Genomic DNA, 18,315 nt, shown 5'->3' with positions numbered 1-18,315 from the left:
CGGTCATCTTCGATGCGCTGCAGGCGGCGAAGTCGCGCGGGCTCGACCTGCTGATCGCCGACACCGCCGGTCGCCTGCACACGCAGCAGGGCCTGATGGCCGAACTCTCGAAAGTGGCGCGCGTGCTGGCGAAGCTTGATGAGACCGCCCCTCACGAGGTGCTGATGGTCATCGACGGCACCACGGGACAAAACGCCGTGAACCAGGTGCGTCAGTTCCTCGCCGCCGCGAAGGTCAGTGGCCTCGTCGTCACCAAGCTCGACGGCAGCGCCAAAGGTGGCGTGGTGTTCGCGCTCGCCCGCGAGTTCGGCCTGCCAATCCGCTTCGTCGGCCTCGGCGAGACGATGGAGGACCTCCGCGTGTTCGACCCGGATGCCTTCGTCGATGCGCTGCTGCCCGAGCTCGGCAGCGCGGAGCGCGGTACGTCGTGAACCCGGCCACGGCCGACGCTCCCGCGCCCTCCGAAGTGCCCCCGCCGACGCGCTCACTCCTCCGCCACAGCCTGCGGCCGCTCGGCGTCGTGGCCGTGCTGCTGTTGGTCGTCGCGCTGTCGTCGCCGTGGTGGTTCAACGCGCGCCGCGTCGCCGACCTCGCGCTGGCCCAGGCCGATAGCGCTACAGGGCTCGACTGGGACTACGACGGTGAACCGGCCCTTCGATGGCGCCCACAACCTTGGCTGTCCGTGCCGGACCTGCAGGTTCGGGATGCCAGCGGCCAAAGCCTCCTCACCGCCGAGCGCCTTGAGATCGCCCTGCCGTGGTCGACGCTTCGCGGCGAGTCGCTGCGGGTGGATGCCCTGCACCTCGAAGCGCCCGACATCGACCTCGACGCCGCCATCGCGTGGTGGAACGCCCGGCCGGCCAGCGACATGGCCGACCTGCCCCGGCTCGATGGGCTGGTGATCACTCGGGGGCGCCTGCGCTGGGCCGAGGGCGCGCTGCAGGATCTGGAACTCACGCTGCCGCGCTTCGCCATGGGCGAACCCATGACGCTCGCGCTGCGCGGCAAGGTGGTCGACACCTCGGCGAGCCATCGTGCGCCCTTCGATTTGGCCCTTCGGATCGACGCGGTCCCCGAAGCCACTCCGCTCCGGTTGGAAGGCTTCGCGATCCATCTCGACGGAACGGGCCCGATCGCAGCCACCACCGCGAAGGGCCGACTGCAGTTCACGCCCTGGGCGCTCGACGCGAGCGGCGAGATCGCCTCGTGGCCCGAGGCCTGGCCAGCCCTGCCCGCCCCCTTGTCGACCAGCCCGTCGCCGCTGGCGTTCACGCTGGCGCAGCAGGGCGAATCCGCGATGGCAGCACACACCGTGCTCTCGCTGAAGCGGGACACGCACCACGTCGATGCCGAAGGCACCCCCGAGGCGATGCTGGCCTGGCTGGAGGATGCCGACGCCGCCGCGCTGCCGCCGCTTCGCGTGCGCGCCGCCTTGCCCGAAGTGGACCTCGACGGCGTCCGGCTGGAAGGCGTCACCATCGAGCTGGACGACCCAGCGGCTGATGCCCCGGAGCCGCTCCGATGACCCAAAGGCCCGATAGCACATCGTTCCCAACGCGTTTGCTCGCGTGGTTCGACACCCACGGACGCCACGACCTGCCTTGGCAGCACCCGCGTACGCCTTATCGCGTGTGGGTCAGCGAGGTGATGCTGCAGCAGACCCAAGTGCAGACCGTCATCGGCTATTTCGAACGCTTCCTCGCCCGCTTTCCCGACCTGCCGTCCTTGGCCGCTGCGAACGAGGATGAGGTGCTCGCGCTGTGGTCCGGGCTCGGCTACTACAGCCGTGCGCGCAACCTGCATCGCGCCGCCCAAGCCTGCGTGGCTCGCCATGGCGGCACGCTTCCGGAGGAGATCGATGCGCTTTCGGCCCTGCCTGGCATCGGCCGCAGCACGGCCGCGGCGATCCTCGCGCAGGCGCATGGCCAGCGCCATGCGATCCTCGACGGCAACGTCAAGCGCGTGCTCACCCGCCTGCTCGGCGAAGCGGAGTGGCCGGGCAAGTCGTCGGTCGAGCGCCGCCTGTGGGCCGAAGCCGAGGCACGTCTGCCGCACAAGCGCCTCGCCGACTACACCCAGGCACTGATGGATTTCGGCGCTACGCACTGCACGGCGCGAAAGCCGCGCTGCGGCGACTGCCCGATGCGGAGCGAATGCCAAGCACACGCCGCCGATGCCGTCGCACGGATCCCGGCGCGCAAACCCGCAAAGGCCACGCCGACGCGTGCCGTCCGCCTGCTGGTATTCCGCGACAAAGAGGGGCGCGTGCTGCTCGAGCGCCGCGTCGCCAAGGGCGTGTGGCAAGGCCTGTGGAGCGTGCCGGAAGCCGCTGACGACGATGCTGCCAAGGCGCTGCGGGCCACCTTCGGCGCCGACGACGGCACCGCGCTGCCCACCTTCCTGCACGCCTTCAGCCACTACCGACTGCAGGCATCACCGGTACTTCACCGCGTCCGCGACGCCACCGAAGCCACGAACGACCTTCGATGGGTCGCCCGCGCCGACTACGCTGCGCTCGGCCTGCCCCGTCCTATCCGCACCCTGCTGGAGTCCCTGCCATGAGCCGTACCGTCTATTGCGCAAAGCACGGCGTCGATGCCGCCGCCCTCGCCTTCGCCCCATGGCCGGGCGCGCTCGGCAAGCGCATCTTCGAGAGCATCGGGCAACCGGCGTGGCAGGAGTGGCTGGCGCACCAGACCATGCTGATCAACGAAAACCGGCTTTCGCCGATGGACCCGAAGCACCGCGCCTTCCTGGAAACGGAGATGGAGAAGTTCCTGTTCGGCGGTGGTGCGGAAAAGCCGGCGGGCTACGTACCCCCCAGCGCCTGACGCGAACGCCCGTCGAGTGTCAGGACTCGCGTTCCACGATCTCGACCTTCGCCTGTCGCGCCACCTTCTCGCTCTCGCGAAGCGCCGCCACGTCGATGGGACGGATCGAGCGAATCCGGCAACTGCCGTCGCGCGTCTGCACGCGGTCGAAATCGGCGTAGACGCGGCTCATGCTCGAGGTCACGCCGATCGACAAGGACCAGCGCAACGCCGGACAGGGCTCCTCGACGGTCAGCAGGTAGGCCTGCCGCGCCCCGGTCCACACCGCCACGGCGTGGTCGCCGAGCGCCGTGTAGCCATCGATACGGAAGAAGCGGAAACTGCCAACGGGTTCGCCCGCAGCGGCTTCGTAGCGTGCCAACGAGGCGGCCTCCCGCTCGGTGGCCGCCGTCGATCCAAGGCTTGAACAACCGGCCAACGCCAACGATGCCGCGGCCAGGGCCGCGATACGGAACATCGAGATCATGTCTTGCTCCTTTTCCGAGCGCCCGGGAGGCGGCGCTCTCGAACGCTACACCCGAGGCACGCGGGCCGGGGCCGCCCCCGCCGACCGGGGTTTGCGTCGATTCAGCCCCGACACACCCTTGCCACCGCGATGCGCCGCTGCTAGAGTTTCGGCTTCGCTTCGGCGACGTGGCTAGGTAGCTCAGTTGGTAGAGCAGGGGATTGAAAATCCCCGTGTCGGGGGTTCGATTCCCTCCCTGGCCACCATATAAAACAAGGGCTTGCGAGAAATCGCAGGCCCTTTTTCTTTTCCCGGCCCGCGGATTCCATCGATGCGGCTCCGCGGACGTCAACCGGACGCAGACTGGCACGTTACCTCGGGGACGCACCGCCCGGAGTCCACGATGTCCGACCTTCCGACTGCCCTACCGCGAGCACGGGAATCCGCCCGCTCCCGCTTCGGTTGCGCCATGGCCCTCGCACTGGGACTCGCCGCGAGCGGGTCCGCATCGGCACAGACCGTGACGGACGCACAGCGCGATGCGGCCCGCCTGCTGACCCAAGCCACCTTCGGACCCACGCTGCCCGAGATCGACCGCGTCGCGGCGATCGGGCCGGCAACGTGGATCGACCAGCAGATCGCCGCGCCCGCGACGCTCCATCTCGAGGCGACGGACGCGCACTACCGGGCGATGCTGCCCCTTTACAACGTCGGCCGCGCGACGCCGGAAACCAGCTGCATCCAATCCCTCGTCTGCCGCTACGCGCGCCGCGACACCTGGTGGCGCACGTCGATCACCGCGCCCGACCAGCTGCGCCAACGGACGGCGTTCGCGCTGAGCCAGTTCTTCGTCGTCTCCGACCTCAATGCCGATGTCGCCTACACGCAGTACGCCCCAGCGGACTTCTACGACACCCTGGTGGTGAACGCCTTCGGCGATTTCCGCACCCTGCTCGAGGAAGTCACGCTGCACCCCGCGATGGGCCGCTACCTCGGGATGTTGCAGAACGAGAAAGCCGACCCCGCGCGCAACACCGAACCGGACGAGAACTACGCCCGCGAGGTGATGCAACTCTTCACCGTTGGCCTGACCGAACTGAACCCGGACGGCACCCCGCGCACCGCCCCCGACGGCAGCCTGATGCCGACCTATGGCGACCCGGAGATCACCGACTTCGCCCGCGTGTTCACCGGCTGGAACTACGCCAATGCGACGCGCTGGAGCTTCGGCCGCGGCGCCGCCGGCATCCCCGGCCACATCGAGGCGATGCGGGCCAACGAGGCGTACCACGACACCGGGGCCAAGACGCTGCTGCGCGGGCAGCGCCTCGCGGCCGGGCGCACTGCCGCCGCCGACCTCGACGACGCCCTGGACAACCTCGCGAACCACCCGAACGTCGGCCCCTTCCTCGCCCGCCATCTGATCCAGCGTCTCGTCACCAGCAACCCTTCGCCGGCCTATGTCGGTCGCGTGGCGGCCGTGTTCGCCAACAACGGACGCGGACAGCGCGGCGACCTCGCGGCCGTGGTGCGCGCCGTGCTGCTCGATGCTGAAGCCCGCGACCCCTTGATCGCCGGCGGCCCCGACTACGGAAAGCTCCGCGAGCCACTGCTCCGCTACACCGCGCTCTGGCGGGCTTTCGGCGCGCAGGGCGTGAGCGTGAGCAACAGCGCGGGATCGGTGAGCGGCATCTTCCGCTTCTACTCGAGCGATTCGCTGCTGGCGCAGGCCCCGCTGTCGGCGCCCTCCGTATTCAACTTCTACCGGCCGAACTACCGGAAGCCGGGCGAAATCCGCGAGCGCAGCCTGTTCTCGCCGGAATTCCAGATCGTCAACGACAACACGGCGATCGCGATGGCCAATCGCCTGCATGGCGCCCTGTTCAATAGCGACCGCGACGTGACCAGCGGGCGCACGCTCGCCAACACCATCGCAGCGCTGGGCAACCTGCCGCTCGATTTCAGCGTCGAGAAATCGCTCGCGACCCAGCCGGAGACCCTCGTCGACCGCCTCGACCTGCTGATGATGGCGGGGCGCATGCCGCCGGCGATGCGCGCGGTGTTGGTGGACGCGATCGGCCGCATGCCGGCCACCGACGGCGGTCGCCAACGCGTCGAGGACGCGGTCTTCCTGGTCGCTTCGTCCCCGCAGTTTTCGGTGCAGAGGTAAGCCCATGGCCACGCCCATCGATCCCGCACGCCGCCGTTTCCTTGGCACAAGCAGCCGAATCGCCCTCGGCAGCGCCTGCGCGCTCGCCACCCTCGGGCGCCTCGAGCTGGCCCAGGCCGCCTCGCGCCCCGGCGACTACCGTGCCCTCGTGTGCCTGTACCTGCTCGGCGGCAACGACAGCTACAACATGGTCGTGCCGCGCGACGCCGGCGCGCATGCCACCTACGCGGCGGCCCGCCCGGCACTCGTGGTGCCTCGCGAGCAACTGCTGCCGATCACGCCCCTCAGCGGCGGCCAGGGCGCGGCGTGGGGCCTGCACCCGGGGATGCCCGAGATGGCCGATCTGTTCGGCCGCGGCCGCGCGGCCCTGCTGGCCAATGTCGGGCCGCTGGTTCAACCGACCTCGGCAGACGATTACCGGCAGGCCCGGGTCCCGCTGCCGCCCGAGCTGTTCTCGCACATCGACCAGCAGGCGCACTCCATGAGCCTTGGCAGCGAAGTGGAGTCGCGGCCGGGCTGGGGCGGCAAGCTGGCGGACCGGCTCGCCGAACGCTTCGCTGCGAATCGCGACGCCAACGGGCTGCCCACCGCTCTCTCGCTGTCTGGCGCGAATGCCTGGCAGAACGGCAGCGACGGCGGCCTCTACACCTTGGGCAACACCGGGGTGACGCGCCTAGACGCCACGCTGCGCAGCGATCCCTCGGCGCGGTGGACCACCCGCCGCGATGCGTTCAACGCCCTGCTCGACCTCGGCGAACGCGACAGTTCGACCTTCGTGCGCGAGTCGTCGCGCTCGACACGACGCGCCCGCGATTTCGCGGAAAGCGTCAATGCAGCGATCGAGCCGGTCTCGCCGTCGACAGTGTTCCCCTCCACGACCCTCGGCAGCGCGATGCGGACCATCGCCCGCGTCATCGGCGCCCGTCGCACCCTCGGGCAGACGCGGCAGGTGTTCTTCGTCGGCTTCGGCGGCTGGGACACCCACGACAACATGCTCGAGGACCACCAGACGCTGCTCTCGACCATCTCGCAGGCGTTGGGTGCCTTCCACCAGGCTACCGTCGAGCTGGGGGTCGCCGACGCGGTCACCACGTTCACGATGACCGACTTCGGGCGCACGCTGAACAACAACGGCGACGGCACCGACCACGGCTGGGGCGGCCACAGCTGGCTCATGGGTGGCGACGTCGTGGGCGGCCACTTCTATGGATCGATGAACGAGTACGCGCTGGGAAGCAGCCGCGATGTCGGCCGCGGACGCATGGTGCCCACCACGGCGGTGGACCAGCTCGGAGCGACACTGGCCCGCTGGATGGGCCTCGGCTACGGCGATGCCATCGAGATTTTCCCGAGGCTGCCGGCGTTCGGCAGCGGCGCCGACTACCTCCCCATGTTCAGCAGCACCAACGCCCTGTTGAACGGAATCGGTTTCAACCGAAATCGCGGCAATGCGTGAAGCGCCGGCAGGCCGCAGGCGGGAACTGTGACGGCCGCCTCCAAAACACTGCCAAGGCGACGGATTGACGTTGTTTGACAGATTGGGAACTGGTTAGCCTAGGTCACCCTCCCAACGCCCCGGAGCGCTGACATGCGCCCCCTTCGTCAGGCACAGCTCGCTGTCACCAGTCTTGCTGTCGCGTTCGCCCTTCCCAGCGCCGCCCAAGCGACGTTCACCAGCACCGCCGTGGTCGAACACAGCGGGATGTGCCTCGAAGTCCCGGGTGCGTCGACGGCCGCAAACGTTCAGTTGGTGCAGAACACCTGCAACGGGCGTCCGGAACAGAGCTTCCGGTTCCAGGTCATCAATCCGGTCACCCAGACCTATTACATCGTTGCGACGCACAGCAACCAGTGCGTCGTCGCCTCGACGGCAGTTCAAGCCAACGGCACGACGCTGGTCCAGACCGCCTGCAGTAGCCCGACGACGAATAGCGTCCAGCAGTTCCGTTTCGAGCGCATGGCGTCGAGCGGCAACCGTTTCCGCCTGCGGAACATCGCGCAGGATCGCTGCGTGGATGTCGCCAACAGCGATACACGTGCAAACCGCCCCGTGCACCTGTGGAGCTGCCAAGGCCTGACCTCCGGTCGCAACCAGAACTGGACGCTGTCTGGCGCCGCCGCCGCCGGGTTCGGCGCCGGGGCCCCACCGACCGTTGCCCAGGCCGATGCCTCGCGCTTCCTCCAGCAAGCCACGTTCGGCGCCACGGCCGGCGAAGTCGACCGCGTGGCCTCGCTGGGCTACGACGCTTGGATCACCGAGCAGTTCAACCGCCCGGCCTCGAGCCATCTCGCCACGCACCAGGCCATCCAGAGCGAACTGGCACCGCACCTCGCCAGCAATGCCGATGACCTCGCGTGCAAATTCAGCTACGTCTGCCAACTGGGCCGACACGACACCTGGTGGCAGATCGGCGTCCGTGGCGACGACCAGCTCCGCCAGCGCGTGGCCTTTGCGCTGAGCCAGTTCTTCGTCATTTCGGAAGTCAGCGACAACGTCGGCTATTCGCAGCTGGCGATCAGCGACTATTACGACACCCTCGCCGTCCACGGACTCGGCAACTTCCGCACCTTGCTGGAGGAAGTGACGCTCAATCCGCTGATGGGCCGCTACCTCGGCATGCTGCAGAACGAGAAGGCCGACGCACGCACCAACACCGAGCCGGACGAGAATTTCGCCCGCGAGGTGATGCAGCTGTTCTCGATCGGGCTCGTCGAGCTGAACATCGACGGCACGCCCAGGCTCGACGCCAACGGCAACACCATCCCGACCTACGACAACACGCGAATCACCAACCTCGCGCGCACGCTCACCGGCTGGAACTTCAGCAACGCCACCAGCTGGGGGAACTGGGAGGATGACGTCAAGCTGCCGGGCCTGATCAGCAACATGACGGCGTGGCGCACGACGCAGGGCGAGATCTACCACGACACCGGCGCCAAGACGCTGCTGGGCGGGACCCCGGTGCCGGCGGGCGGCACGGCGGCTGCCGACCTGAGGATCGCGCTCGACAACCTGTTCAACCATCCGAACGTCGGGCCTTTCCTCGCGCGCCACTTGATCCAGCGGCTCGTCACCAGCAACCCGAGCCCGGCCTACGTGCGCCGCGTCGCCGAGCGCTTCAACAACAACGGCAGCGGCGTTCGCGGCGACATGCGTGCCGTCGTCCGCGCGGTGCTGATGGATGCCGAGGCCCGCGATACCGCCCAGACTCAGCAGTACGGCTACGGCAAGGTGAAGGAGCCGATGCTGCGCTTCTCCGCGGTGCTGCGGGCCTTCAACGCCGAAGGCCAGGCAGTGGCCACGGCAGGCGGCGCCACGACGCGCGGGCTGCTCCGCAACCGCGGCATCGGCATCGACATGTCGCAGTCCATCATGGGATCGCCGTCGGTCTTCAACTTCTACCGGCCGAACTTCATGCCGACCGGCGACCTGCGCCAGCGCGGCCTCGTCGCTCCGGAGCTGCAGATCCTCAACGAAGCGGTGGCGGTGAGCTCGATCAACCACTTGCACGGCCGGCTTTGGCAGACGGACAGCGCTGACACGACCATCCCGACCACGACGAACGATCCGCGCTTCTACTGGACGCGCTACCGCTTCAACCTGGCGGCCGAGAAGGCGCTGGCCGTGGCGCCCGAGAAGCTTGTCGACCGCATGAACCTGCTGCTGATGGGTGGGCGCATGCCGGCCGACATGCGGACCATCCTGATTTCGTCGACCTACGCCACGCCGATGAACGACGGCGGTGGCGACCGCGTGGAAGACCTGATCTTCCTGATCGCTTCGTCCTCCCAGTTCGCCACGCAGAGGTAACCCATGGACCGCATCGACAAGGCGAACGAGCGCCGCCGTTTCCTCGCTGGCGCGAGCCGCATCGCGCTCGGCAGTGCCGCCGCGATGGCGACCATGGGCCAGTTGCAGATGGTGCATGCCGCGACGCGCAGCAACGAGAAATACAAGGCGCTGGTCTGCGTCTACCTGTTTGGCGGCAACGACAGTTTCAACATGGTCGTCCCCCGCAGCACCAGCGCCTACGGCACCTACAACGCGGCCCGACCGGCGTTGGCCATTCCGCAGGCGAACCTGCTGCCGATCACCCCGACCGCAGGCGCGGGCGGGGTCGACTGGGGCTTGAATCCCGCCATGCCGGAGCTCCGCGCCCTGTTCGAAAGCGGTCGTGCCGGCCTGATCGGCAATGTCGGCCCGCTGGTCACGCCGACAACGAAAGCGGACTACCAGAATCGCCGCGTCCCACTGCCGCCGGAGCTGTTCTCGCACGTCGACCAGCAGTCGTATTCGATGTCCATGGGCAGCGAAACGGCTGCCAAGGCCGGCTGGGGCGGACGCCTCGCCGACCGCCTGCAGGCCGCAGGCTTCGGCTCGTCCATCGGACTGCCGATCGGCCTCACGATGTCGGGCGCGAACGCGTGGCTCGCCGGCTCGCAGACGGGCATGTACACCCTCGGTAGCGCCGGTCCCTCGCGCATCGACGCCAGCCTTCGGACCGCCACCGACGCCCGCAGCGTCGCCCGACGCACCGCCTTCAACCAGTTGCTCGACGCCGCGCAGCGCGACGGTTCGGCCTTCGTCCGCGAGCACGGCCGGATGAACCGTCGCGCCATCGACTTCAGCGAGTCGGTGTTCAATGCCATCAACAACGTGCCGGCCCCGGCCACGGTCTTCCCGACCGGCCGCTTCGGCGACACGCTGCGCACCGTCGCCCGCACCATCGCTGCCCGCGGCGCCCTCGGCCAGCGCCGGCAGATCTTCTTTGTCGGCCTCGGCGGCTGGGATACCCACGACGGCCAACCGACGTCCCACCCTGCCCTGCTCACCCAGGTGAGCCAAGGCCTCGCGGCGTTCTACAACGCCACGGTCGAACTGGGCATCGCGCGCGATGTCACGACGTTCACGATGAGCGACTTCGGCCGCACGCTGAACAACAATGGCGACGGCACCGACCACGGCTGGGGCGGCCACAGCTGGATCCTCGGCGGTGACGTCGTGGGCCGCCGCATCTACGGCGCCATGCCGGACTATGCGCTGGGCTCGTCGCAGGACGTCGGCCGCGGCCGGATGATCCCGACCACGCCTGTCGAGCAAGTGGGCAGCACGCTGGCGCGCTGGTTCGGGCTCGGATTCTCCGACGCCAACGAGATCTTCCCGAACGTTCGCAACTTCGGCAGCACCGGCGACTACCTGCCCATGCTCGCCAGCACCAACGCCGTCATCAACGACGTGAACTTCACGCGCAACCGCGGCGGCGGCAAGGGTTGATGCGAGGCCGACCTCGTCGGCCATACGCACTGGTATGCTCCGCGGGCCTCATGTGTCCCGGAGTCTCCACGTGTTTCGAGTCGCCCTACTCGCCCTGATCGCCCTCCTCCTCGCCGCCTGCGCCAGCGGGCCGGTGAAGCGCGTGTTCCCTCCAGAAGCGCGCGTGCAGGAGATCCGCCTGCAGGACGGCCGCGCAGCCGTGCAGCTTCGAGTGCAGAGCTTCAGCACCGTGCCGAGCGAAGTTCAGGCCTATGCGCTCACGCTCGAATTCGCCGGCGTGCAAGCCACGCGCCTGGAAGGCCAGGCCACCACGACCGTGCTGCCCCAGGCCGCGGAAACCTTCACTATCGACACCACGCTGGATGCCGCCTCGCTGGAGCGCGCGAAGGCGGCTCTGGCCAACGGCACGGCGCTGCGCTATCGCCTCCACGGCACGATCACCGTGGAGCCGAACGGCCGCGCCTATCCCATCGACTACAGCAGCGCGCTCAGCCGCGCTCCCGGCCTCGAAGGCGTGCTCCGCTGAGCGAGCCCGACCTACCGGGATCGCACCTCGCACCCGCTGGCTGCAGCCCTCCGTTTTCCCCTCTCCATCGCCGACAGACCTCCTTCGCATGAACACCTACAAAGCCCCCGTGCGCGACATGAGCTTCGCGCTGTTCGACGTGATCCAGTCCGAAGCGCTCTACGCGAAACTCGGCATCGAGGCCGCCCAGCGCGACGTCATGGACGCTGCTCTCGAAGAGGCCGCGAAGTTCAACGAGAACGTCCTCGCGCCACTCAACAGCGTCGGTGATCGCGAAGGCTGCACGTTCGACAAGGCCACCGGCGCGGTGAAGACGCCGACCGGCTTCAAGGAGGCCTACGCGCAGTTCGTCGAAGGGGGCTGGGCCGGCATCACCGCCCGCGCCGAGCTCGGCGGCATGGACCTGCCGGAGAGCTTCGGCGTGGTCATGAAGGAAATGATCGACGCCGCCAACCTGAGCTGGGGCAACTACCCGTTGCTCTCGCACGGCGCGACGGAAGCACTGAAGCACCACGGCGAGCCGTGGCAGCAGGAGGTCTTCCTGAAGGCAATCGTCGAGGGCCGCTGGACCGGCACCATGTGCCTCACCGAGCCGCACTGCGGTTCCGACCTCGGCCTGCTGAAGACCCGCGCCGAGCCCATCGCCGACGGCAAGTACGCCATCACGGGCACCAAGATCTTCATCACCGGCGGCGAGCACGACTTCACCGACAACATCGTGCATCTCGTGCTCGCTCGCCTGCCGGACGCACCGGCCGGCACCAAGGGCATCTCGCTCTTCATCGTGCCGAAGGTGAAGGTCGCCCGCGACGGCACCGTGGGCGAGCGCAACGCGGCGCGCTGCGGCTCCATCGAACACAAGATGGGCATCCACGGTTCGGTCACTTGCGTGATGAACTTCGACGGCGCCGAGGGCTACCTGATCGGCCAGCCGAACAAGGGCCTCGCAGCGATGTTCACCATGATGAACACCGCGCGTCTCGCCGTCGGCATCCAGGGCCTCGGCCTGATCGACCGCGCCTTCCAGAACGCGCTCCGCTACAGCCGCGACCGCCTGCAGATGCGCGCGCTCTCCGGCGCGAAGGAGCCCTCGAAGCCGGCCGATCCGATCATCGTCCACGCCGACATCCGTCGCATGCTGCTCACCAGCAAGGCGCTGGCCGAAGGCGGCCGCCTTCTCGCGTACCACGCGGCGACGCTGGTCGACGTCATGGAGCGCACCAGCGACGAAGCCGAGCGCAAGCAGGCCGACGACCTGCTGAGCTTCCTCACGCCGATCGTGAAGGCCTGCCTCACCGAGTGGTCGGTCGAGTGCACGTACAACTCGCTGCAGTGCTTCGGCGGCCACGGCTATGTCGCTGAGTGGGGCATGGAGCAGCTCGCCCGCGATGCGCGCATCACGACGATCTACGAAGGCACCACGCAGATCCAGGCGCTCGACCTGCTCGGCCGCAAGGTGATGCAGCAGCAGGGCGTGGGCCTGAAGCAGTTCCTCGGCATGATCCAGCAGTTCTGCGAGCAGAACATCGGCAACGCTGCCGTCGCCGAGTTCATCGGCCCGCTGGCCACGCTCGCCAAGGAGTACGCCGACACCACGATGGCGGTGGGCCGCAAGGCCGCCGGCAACCCGGAAGAGATCGGTGCGGCCTCGGTCGACTACCTGTTCTACTCGGGCTACGTCGCCCTCGCCTACTGGTGGGCGAAGAGCGTGGCCGTCGCCGAAGCCGGCGACTACCCGGCCGACTTCAAGACGGCGAAGCGCGAGACCGCACGCTTCTACTTCCAGCGCCTGCTGCCGCGCACCCGCCTGCACAAGGCCGGCATCGAAGCGGGCCCGGACTCGCTTCTCGCGCTGGACGCCGCGCTGTTCGACAGCTGATCAGCCATGCCGGAGGGCTTCGACCCTCCGGACCCGGCGCCAAGAAAAAACCCGCCGAGAGGCGGGTTTTTTCTTTCATCGAGTTGGTCGGGACGGCGGGATTCGAACCCACGACCCTTTGCCCCCCAGGCAAATGCGCTACCAGGCTGCGCTACGCCCCGACCGGAAAATCATTCACTGCCAAGCAGCGAGGCCGCGCAGTATACCGACTGGCTCCGCCGGGGTCGACTGATCCCCGGCACTGCACTCAAGAACGCAGCAGCGCGAGCACCGATTCGAGCTCTTCGCGCACTTGGCGAAGCAGCGCCACATCGATGCCCGCGGACGCGGGCTCGGAAGCCGCGCTGGCTGCCTTGGCTTTCGCCGCCGCCGGCGCCTGCTTCTCGGTGTCGATGCGCAGACGCGCACCGCCGATGGTGTAGCCCTCTTCGTACAGCAGGCCGCGGATCTGGCGGATCACCAGCACATCGGCGCGCTGGTAGTAGCGGCGGTTGCCGCGGCGCTTCACCGGCTTCAGCGTCGGGAATTCGGTTTCCCAATAGCGCAGCACGTGCGGCTTGACGTCGCAGAGCTCCGCCACTTCACCGATGGTGAAGTAGCGCTTCGCCGGGATCGGCGGCAGCTCGCGATTACTTCCCGGGTCCAGCATAGGCGTCCACGCGCTCCTTCAGCTTCTGGCCCGGGCGGAACGTGACGACGGTCCGCGCAAGAATCGGGATTTCCTCACCGGTCTTCGGGTTGCGACCCGGCCGCTCGTTCTTGCGGCGCAGGTCGAAATTGCCGAAACCGGAGAGCTTCACCTGCTTGCCCTGCTCAAGCGACAGCCGAAGGACGTCGAAGAATGCGTCGACGAACTCCTTGGCCTCACGCTTGTTGAGGCCCACGTCCTCGAACAGTCGCTCCGCCATTTCTGCCTTGGTCAGTGCCACGTCGCCCCCTCAGGTCATCGCAGGCGGGCGCCACAGTCACGTTCCAGAGCCGCCAACGCGGCCTGGACCGCCTTGTCGACGTCCGAGTCGGTGAGAGTGCGGGAAACATCCTGCAGAATCAATCCCATAGCGAGGCTTTTGACCCCCGTTTCGAGGCCCTTGCCGGCATAGCGGTCGAAGACCTTCACGTCCCGCAGCAGGCCGCCAAGCGACTGGCGGAGGCTGGCCTCCAGGTCGGCCCAAGGCCGATCCTCGGCCACCAGCACGGCCAGGTCGCGGCGGACGGAGGGGAATCGCGACAGCTCGCCGGCCTTGGGCACGGCGCGGGCTTCGAGGCGGCCCAGATCCAGCTCAGCCACGACCACTTCGCCATCGAGGTCGAGCGCCTTGGCCAAGGCCGGGTGGAGGTGGCCGACGAACCCGAGGGCCACACCATCCAGCGTCACCGCGGCGCTGCGACCGGGGTGCAGCCAAGGCACGCCCGTGGCCGGCGCGAAGGCCAGCGCGTCGACGGCCGGCCCGGCGAGGGCCTCAAGGTCGCCCTTGAGGTCGTAGAAGTCGACCGGACGGGTCGCGCTGCTCCACTGCTCCGGCTTCGCGGCGCCGACGGCAGCGAACGCGATGCGGCGGGTTTCGACCGGAGCGGCAGCGGTGGTCGCCGGGGCATGGAACACGCGACCGATCTCGAACAAGCGGACGCGGGCCTGCTGGCGGGCGAGGTTGCGGCGGATCGCCTCGACGAGGCCCGGCAGCAAGCCGGTGCGCATCGTGCCGAGGTCGGAGGCCAGCGGGTTCAGCAGCGCGATGGCACCGGCTTCGAGGCCCCAACGCTGCAGCTGTGCCGCATCGACGAAGGCGAAGTTGATCGCTTCATGGAAACCACGCGCGGCGAGCTGGCGGCGCAGGAAGGCTTCCGGCGCACGCGTCTCAGTGTGGTCGGCCAGCGGGATCTCGCCGGCCGGCAGCGCAGCGGGCACGGCGTCGTAGCCGTGGATGCGGGCCACTTCCTCGACCAGATCTTCTTCGATGGCGATGTCGAAGCGGCGGGCCGGCGGCGTGATGCGCCAGCCGTCGTTCGTCGCCTCGACCACCATGCCCAGCGCCACGAAGATGCGCGCCACTTCGGCGTCATCGATGCGCTGGCCGAGCACGCGGGCCAAGCGCTCGCGACGCAGCGCGACCGGCATGCGCACCGGCAGGTCGGCCTCGCGGACGGCCTCGACCACGGGGCCGGCGCGGCCGCCCATGATGTCCATCACGAGCTTGGTCGCGTATTCCAGCGCCACGCGCGGCAGTGCCGGATCGACGCCACGCTCGAAGCGGTGCGAGGCATCCGTGTGCAGGCCGAGCTTGCGCGCACGGCCAATGATCGCGGACGGCGCGAAATGCGCCGATTCCAGGAAGACGCGGGTCGTGGCGTCGGTCACGCGGGTGTCGAAACCGCCCATGACGCCCGCCAGCGCGACCGGACGGTCAGCGTCGGTGATCACGAGGAAGCCGGCGTCGATCGCCGCCTCGCGCTCGTCGAGCAGTTTCAGCGATTCTGCGCCGCGGCCATGACGCACGCCGATCGGGCCCTTGAGCGTGTCGGCATCGAAGGCGTGCATCGGCTGGCCCAGCTCGAGCATCACGAGGTTGGTGATGTCGACCAACGGGCTGATCGGGCGCAGGCCGCAGCGCTTCAGCTTTTCCGTGAGCCACGACGGCGACGTCGCATTCGGGTCCAGGCCTTCGATGACGCGACCGCAGTAGCGCGGCGCGTCGGCGCCGGCATGGAGTTCGACCGGCAGCGTGGCCGAAGCGGTCGCGGCGACCGGCGCGGCCTCGAACGCACGCACCTGCGCGCCGAGCGCAGCGGCCACGTCGAAGGCGATACCTCGGATCGAGAAGCAGTCGGCGCGGTTCGGCGTGAGCTTCAGCTCGATGCGCGCGTCCGGCAGGCCGAGGAAGGCCGCGAGTGCGGTGCCCACCGGCGCATCGGCCGGCAGTTCGAGCAAGCCGGAGGCATCCGGATCGATGCCCAGTTCCTTGGCCGAGCACAGCATGCCGAAGCTTTCGACGCCGCGGAGCTTCGCCGCCTTGATGTTCAGGCCGCCGGGCAGCACCGCGCCGACGGTCGCCAGAGGCGCCTTGAGGCCGGCGCGGGCATTCGGCGCGCCGCAGACGATCTGCACGTGCTCGCCGCCACCGATGGCCACCTTGCAGACCTGCAGGCGGTCGGCCTCCGGATGGCGCACGGCGTCGACGATCTCCGCGACGATCACGCCCGGCAGTTCACCGCCGATGGGCTCGACGCCTTCCACTTCCAGGCCGATGGCGGTGAGGGCCGCGCACAGCGCGTCGCGGTCGGCCTCGACGGCCACGTGCTCGCGCAGCCAGCTTTCGTTGAACTTCATGCGAACTGCCCCAGGAAGCGGACGTCGTTGTCGAAGAAGCTGCGCAGGTCGTTGACGCCGTAGCGCAGCATGGCGAAGCGTTCGACGCCGAGGCCGAACGCGAAGCCGGTGTACTTCTCGGGGTCGATGCCGCAGCTGCGCAACACGTTCGGATGCACCATGCCGCAGCCCAGCACCTCCAGCCAGCGCTTGCTGCCGTCCGGCTGCTGCCACGCGATGTCCACCTCGGCCGAGGGCTCGGTGAACGGGAAATAGCTCGGACGGAAGCGCATCTCGAAATCGCGCTCGAAGAACGCGCGCACCAGCGCCTTCAGCGTTCCTTTCAGCTCCGCGAAGCTGACGTTCTCGCCAACGACGAAACCCTCGATCTGATGGAACATCGGGGTGTGCGTCTGGTCGCTGTCGCTCCGGTAGACCTTGCCGGCAGCGATAACGCGCAGCGGCGGCGTCTGGCCCTTCATCGCGCGCACCTGCACGGGCGAAGTGTGCGTGCGCAGCAGGCGGCCGTCACCGAAGTAGAAGGTGTCGTGCATGGCGCGCGCCGGGTGGTGCGGCGGGAAATTCAGCGCCTCGAAGTTGTGCCAGTCGTCCTCGATCTCGGGGCCATCCGCGAGGTCGTAGCCGAGGCCACGCAGGATGCCGGTGAGGCGTTCGATGGTCCGCGACACCGGATGCACCACGCCCATCTCGCCATCGCGTCCCGGCAGGGTCACGTCGATGCGCTCGGAGGCGAGGCGCGCATCAAGCGCGGCCTGCTCCAGCACGGCCTTGCGGGCCGCGAGGGCGTCGCCGATCGCGTCGCGCGCCTTGTTGATGCCTTCGCCGACGGCCTTGCGCTCGTCCGGCGGCAGGGCACCGAGCGCCTTCAGCTGCGCCGTGATGCTGCCCGACTTGCCAAGCAGCCCAACGCGCAGCGCTTCGAGCGCCTCCAGCGTCGTGGCGGCGGCGATGTCGACCAGCGCGTTGGTGGTGAGGGATTGCACGTCGCTCATTCGGGACGACCCTTGTGGAATGCATTCAGTGGCCTGCCCATGGATCGAGCCGGCCCGGAAAAAACAAAAGGGAAGGACTCGCGCCCTTCCCTCGTGTTCGGGTTGCCACATCAAGCGGCGCCGAGGCGCCGTCGATGCAGTTGCCGATTTACGCCGCGAGAGCGCGCTTGGCCTGCTCCGCCACGGCCGTAAAGGCGGCCGCGTCGTGGATGGCCAGGTCGGCCAGGGCCTTGCGGTCCAGCGTGACGTTGGCCTTCTTGAGGCCGTTCATCAGGCGGGAATAGCTCAAGCCGTTCAGGCGGGCCGCCGCATTGATGCGGACGATCCACAGCGAACGGAAATCGCGCTTCTTGCGCTTGCGGCCGATGTACGCGTACTGCTGGGCCTTGGTGACGGCCTGCTTGGCGACGCGGAACACCTTGCGGCGGGCGTTGTAGTAGCCCTTCGCAGCGGCAATGACTTTCTTGTGACGGCGGCGCGCCGTGACACCACGCTTAACTCGTGCCATGGGTCAGTCCTCCTCAGAGATACGGCAGCATGCGGTCCAGACGGCCCGCGTCCTCGGCACGAACATGGTTCGTCTGCCGCAGGTTGCGCTTCCGCTTGGTCGCTTTCTTGGTGAGGATGTGGCTACGGTTGGCGTGGCCGCACTTGTACTTGCCGGAGGCCGTCTTGCGGAAACGCTTGGCGGCAGCCCGGTTGGTCTTGATCTTGGGCATAACGGGTCCTTTCGGAGTGCTTTTACTGGCCGGGCGACGGCGTGAACCGTGCTTTCCTTCCTGCCCGAACCGGCGGTAACCGGGCCTCGCTCATCGCGAAGCTCCGGGGATCCTCTCCCGCAACGCGGGAACCTCGGATTATGAAACAGAAAC

The 18,315-nt window shown here is 68.4% G+C and carries 16 protein-coding genes, 2 tRNA genes and 1 pseudogene; 11 read left to right on the top strand and 8 right to left on the bottom strand.

All coding sequences use genetic code 11. From position 1 onward, the window contains the following. The 4 genes and pseudogenes from ACIQ6S_RS11615 to ACIQ6S_RS11600 all read left to right on the top strand — a co-directional run. A pseudogene (locus ACIQ6S_RS11615) lies at nt 1-431 on the top strand (signal recognition particle-docking protein FtsY); the annotation flags it as partial. Next, complete coding sequence (locus tag ACIQ6S_RS11610; RefSeq protein WP_397608502.1) at nt 428-1,525, top strand: hypothetical protein; 1,098 nt, start codon at nt 428-430, stop codon at nt 1,523-1,525. The pseudogene ACIQ6S_RS11615 and the gene ACIQ6S_RS11610, both read left to right, overlap by 4 nt. After that, the gene (gene mutY / locus ACIQ6S_RS11605; protein ID WP_397608501.1) at nt 1,522-2,562 is read left to right on the top strand and encodes an A/G-specific adenine glycosylase; all 1,041 of its coding nucleotides are present in this window, start codon (nt 1,522-1,524) and stop codon (nt 2,560-2,562) included. The genes ACIQ6S_RS11610 and mutY overlap by 4 nt, the downstream gene beginning before the upstream one ends. Then, nucleotides 2,559-2,831 carry an oxidative damage protection protein gene (locus ACIQ6S_RS11600; RefSeq protein ID WP_397608500.1) on the top strand — a complete coding sequence of 91 codons (273 nt, stop codon included), beginning with the start codon at nt 2,559-2,561 and terminating at the stop codon, nt 2,829-2,831. Before mutY ends, ACIQ6S_RS11600 begins: the two co-directional genes overlap by 4 nt. Nucleotides 2,832-2,850: 19 nt before the next feature. On the opposite strand, the gene ACIQ6S_RS11595 is transcribed toward ACIQ6S_RS11600, so the two are convergent. After that, on the bottom strand, nt 2,851-3,297 hold the full coding sequence (locus tag ACIQ6S_RS11595; protein WP_397608499.1) for a DUF6491 family protein: 447 nt from the start codon (nt 3,295-3,297) through the stop codon (nt 2,851-2,853). 169 nt (nt 3,298-3,466) lie between these two features. Here ACIQ6S_RS11595 and ACIQ6S_RS11590 point away from each other — a divergent pair. From ACIQ6S_RS11590 to ACIQ6S_RS11560, 7 genes are all read left to right on the top strand, one after another. Continuing rightward, nucleotides 3,467-3,542, top strand: a tRNA-Phe gene (locus ACIQ6S_RS11590). A 203-nt stretch (nt 3,543-3,745) separates the two neighbouring features. Continuing rightward, entirely contained in the window at nt 3,746-5,446 is a 1,701-nt protein-coding gene (locus ACIQ6S_RS11585; protein WP_397608498.1) for a DUF1800 family protein, read from the top strand. A gap of 4 nt (nt 5,447-5,450) precedes the next feature. Further along, a complete protein-coding gene (locus tag ACIQ6S_RS11580; RefSeq protein ID WP_397608497.1) occupies nt 5,451-6,902 on the top strand; it encodes a DUF1501 domain-containing protein in 1,452 nt (483 codons plus the stop codon). A 132-nt stretch (nt 6,903-7,034) separates the two neighbouring features. Then, nucleotides 7,035-9,257, top strand: a complete 2,223-nt coding sequence (locus ACIQ6S_RS11575; protein WP_397608496.1) for a DUF1800 family protein — start codon at nt 7,035-7,037, stop codon at nt 9,255-9,257. A gap of 3 nt (nt 9,258-9,260) precedes the next feature. After that, the gene (locus ACIQ6S_RS11570; protein ID WP_397608495.1) at nt 9,261-10,721 is read left to right on the top strand and encodes a DUF1501 domain-containing protein; all 1,461 of its coding nucleotides are present in this window, start codon (nt 9,261-9,263) and stop codon (nt 10,719-10,721) included. A 70-nt stretch (nt 10,722-10,791) separates the two neighbouring features. Beyond that, the gene (locus ACIQ6S_RS11565; protein ID WP_397608494.1) at nt 10,792-11,247 is read left to right on the top strand and encodes a hypothetical protein; all 456 of its coding nucleotides are present in this window, start codon (nt 10,792-10,794) and stop codon (nt 11,245-11,247) included. A gap of 88 nt (nt 11,248-11,335) precedes the next feature. Continuing rightward, nucleotides 11,336-13,126: an acyl-CoA dehydrogenase C-terminal domain-containing protein gene (locus ACIQ6S_RS11560; protein WP_397608493.1), complete on the top strand. Its 1,791-nt coding sequence runs from the start codon at nt 11,336-11,338 to the stop codon at nt 13,124-13,126. An 84-nt stretch (nt 13,127-13,210) separates the two neighbouring features. On the opposite strand, the gene ACIQ6S_RS11555 is transcribed toward ACIQ6S_RS11560, so the two are convergent. The 7 genes from ACIQ6S_RS11555 to rpmI form a co-directional block, all read right to left on the bottom strand. Next, nucleotides 13,211-13,287, bottom strand: a tRNA-Pro gene (locus tag ACIQ6S_RS11555). Nucleotides 13,288-13,373: 86 nt separating this feature from the next. Next, nucleotides 13,374-13,775: a MerR family transcriptional regulator gene (locus tag ACIQ6S_RS11550; protein WP_397608492.1), complete on the bottom strand. Its 402-nt coding sequence runs from the start codon at nt 13,773-13,775 to the stop codon at nt 13,374-13,376. Further along, nucleotides 13,756-14,055 (bottom strand): integration host factor subunit alpha, encoded by a 300-nt coding sequence (locus ACIQ6S_RS11545; RefSeq protein WP_297866961.1) that lies wholly within the window; start codon nt 14,053-14,055, stop codon nt 13,756-13,758. Before ACIQ6S_RS11545 ends, ACIQ6S_RS11550 begins: the two co-directional genes overlap by 20 nt. A 14-nt stretch (nt 14,056-14,069) precedes the next feature. Next, nucleotides 14,070-16,451, bottom strand: coding sequence for a phenylalanine--tRNA ligase subunit beta (gene pheT, locus ACIQ6S_RS11540; RefSeq protein ID WP_397608491.1), 2,382 nt, complete (start codon nt 16,449-16,451; stop codon nt 14,070-14,072). Further along, nucleotides 16,448-17,443: a phenylalanine--tRNA ligase subunit alpha gene (pheS, locus tag ACIQ6S_RS11535; protein ID WP_397608490.1), complete on the bottom strand. Its 996-nt coding sequence runs from the start codon at nt 17,441-17,443 to the stop codon at nt 16,448-16,450. Before pheS ends, pheT begins: the two co-directional genes overlap by 4 nt. 148 nt (nt 17,444-17,591) lie before the next feature. After that, the gene (gene rplT, locus ACIQ6S_RS11530) at nt 17,592-17,951 is read right to left on the bottom strand and encodes a 50S ribosomal protein L20 (protein WP_297866958.1); all 360 of its coding nucleotides are present in this window, start codon (nt 17,949-17,951) and stop codon (nt 17,592-17,594) included. A gap of 13 nt (nt 17,952-17,964) precedes the next feature. Next, nucleotides 17,965-18,162 carry a 50S ribosomal protein L35 gene (gene rpmI / locus ACIQ6S_RS11525; protein ID WP_002811096.1) on the bottom strand — a complete coding sequence of 66 codons (198 nt, stop codon included), beginning with the start codon at nt 18,160-18,162 and terminating at the stop codon, nt 17,965-17,967. Nucleotides 18,163-18,315 lie beyond the last annotated feature (153 nt).

It is taken from the genome of Silanimonas sp., assembly GCF_044377035.1.
Lineage (GTDB): Bacteria > Pseudomonadota > Gammaproteobacteria > Xanthomonadales > Xanthomonadaceae > Silanimonas.
This window is presented reverse-complemented; position numbering and strand designations above follow the sequence as displayed.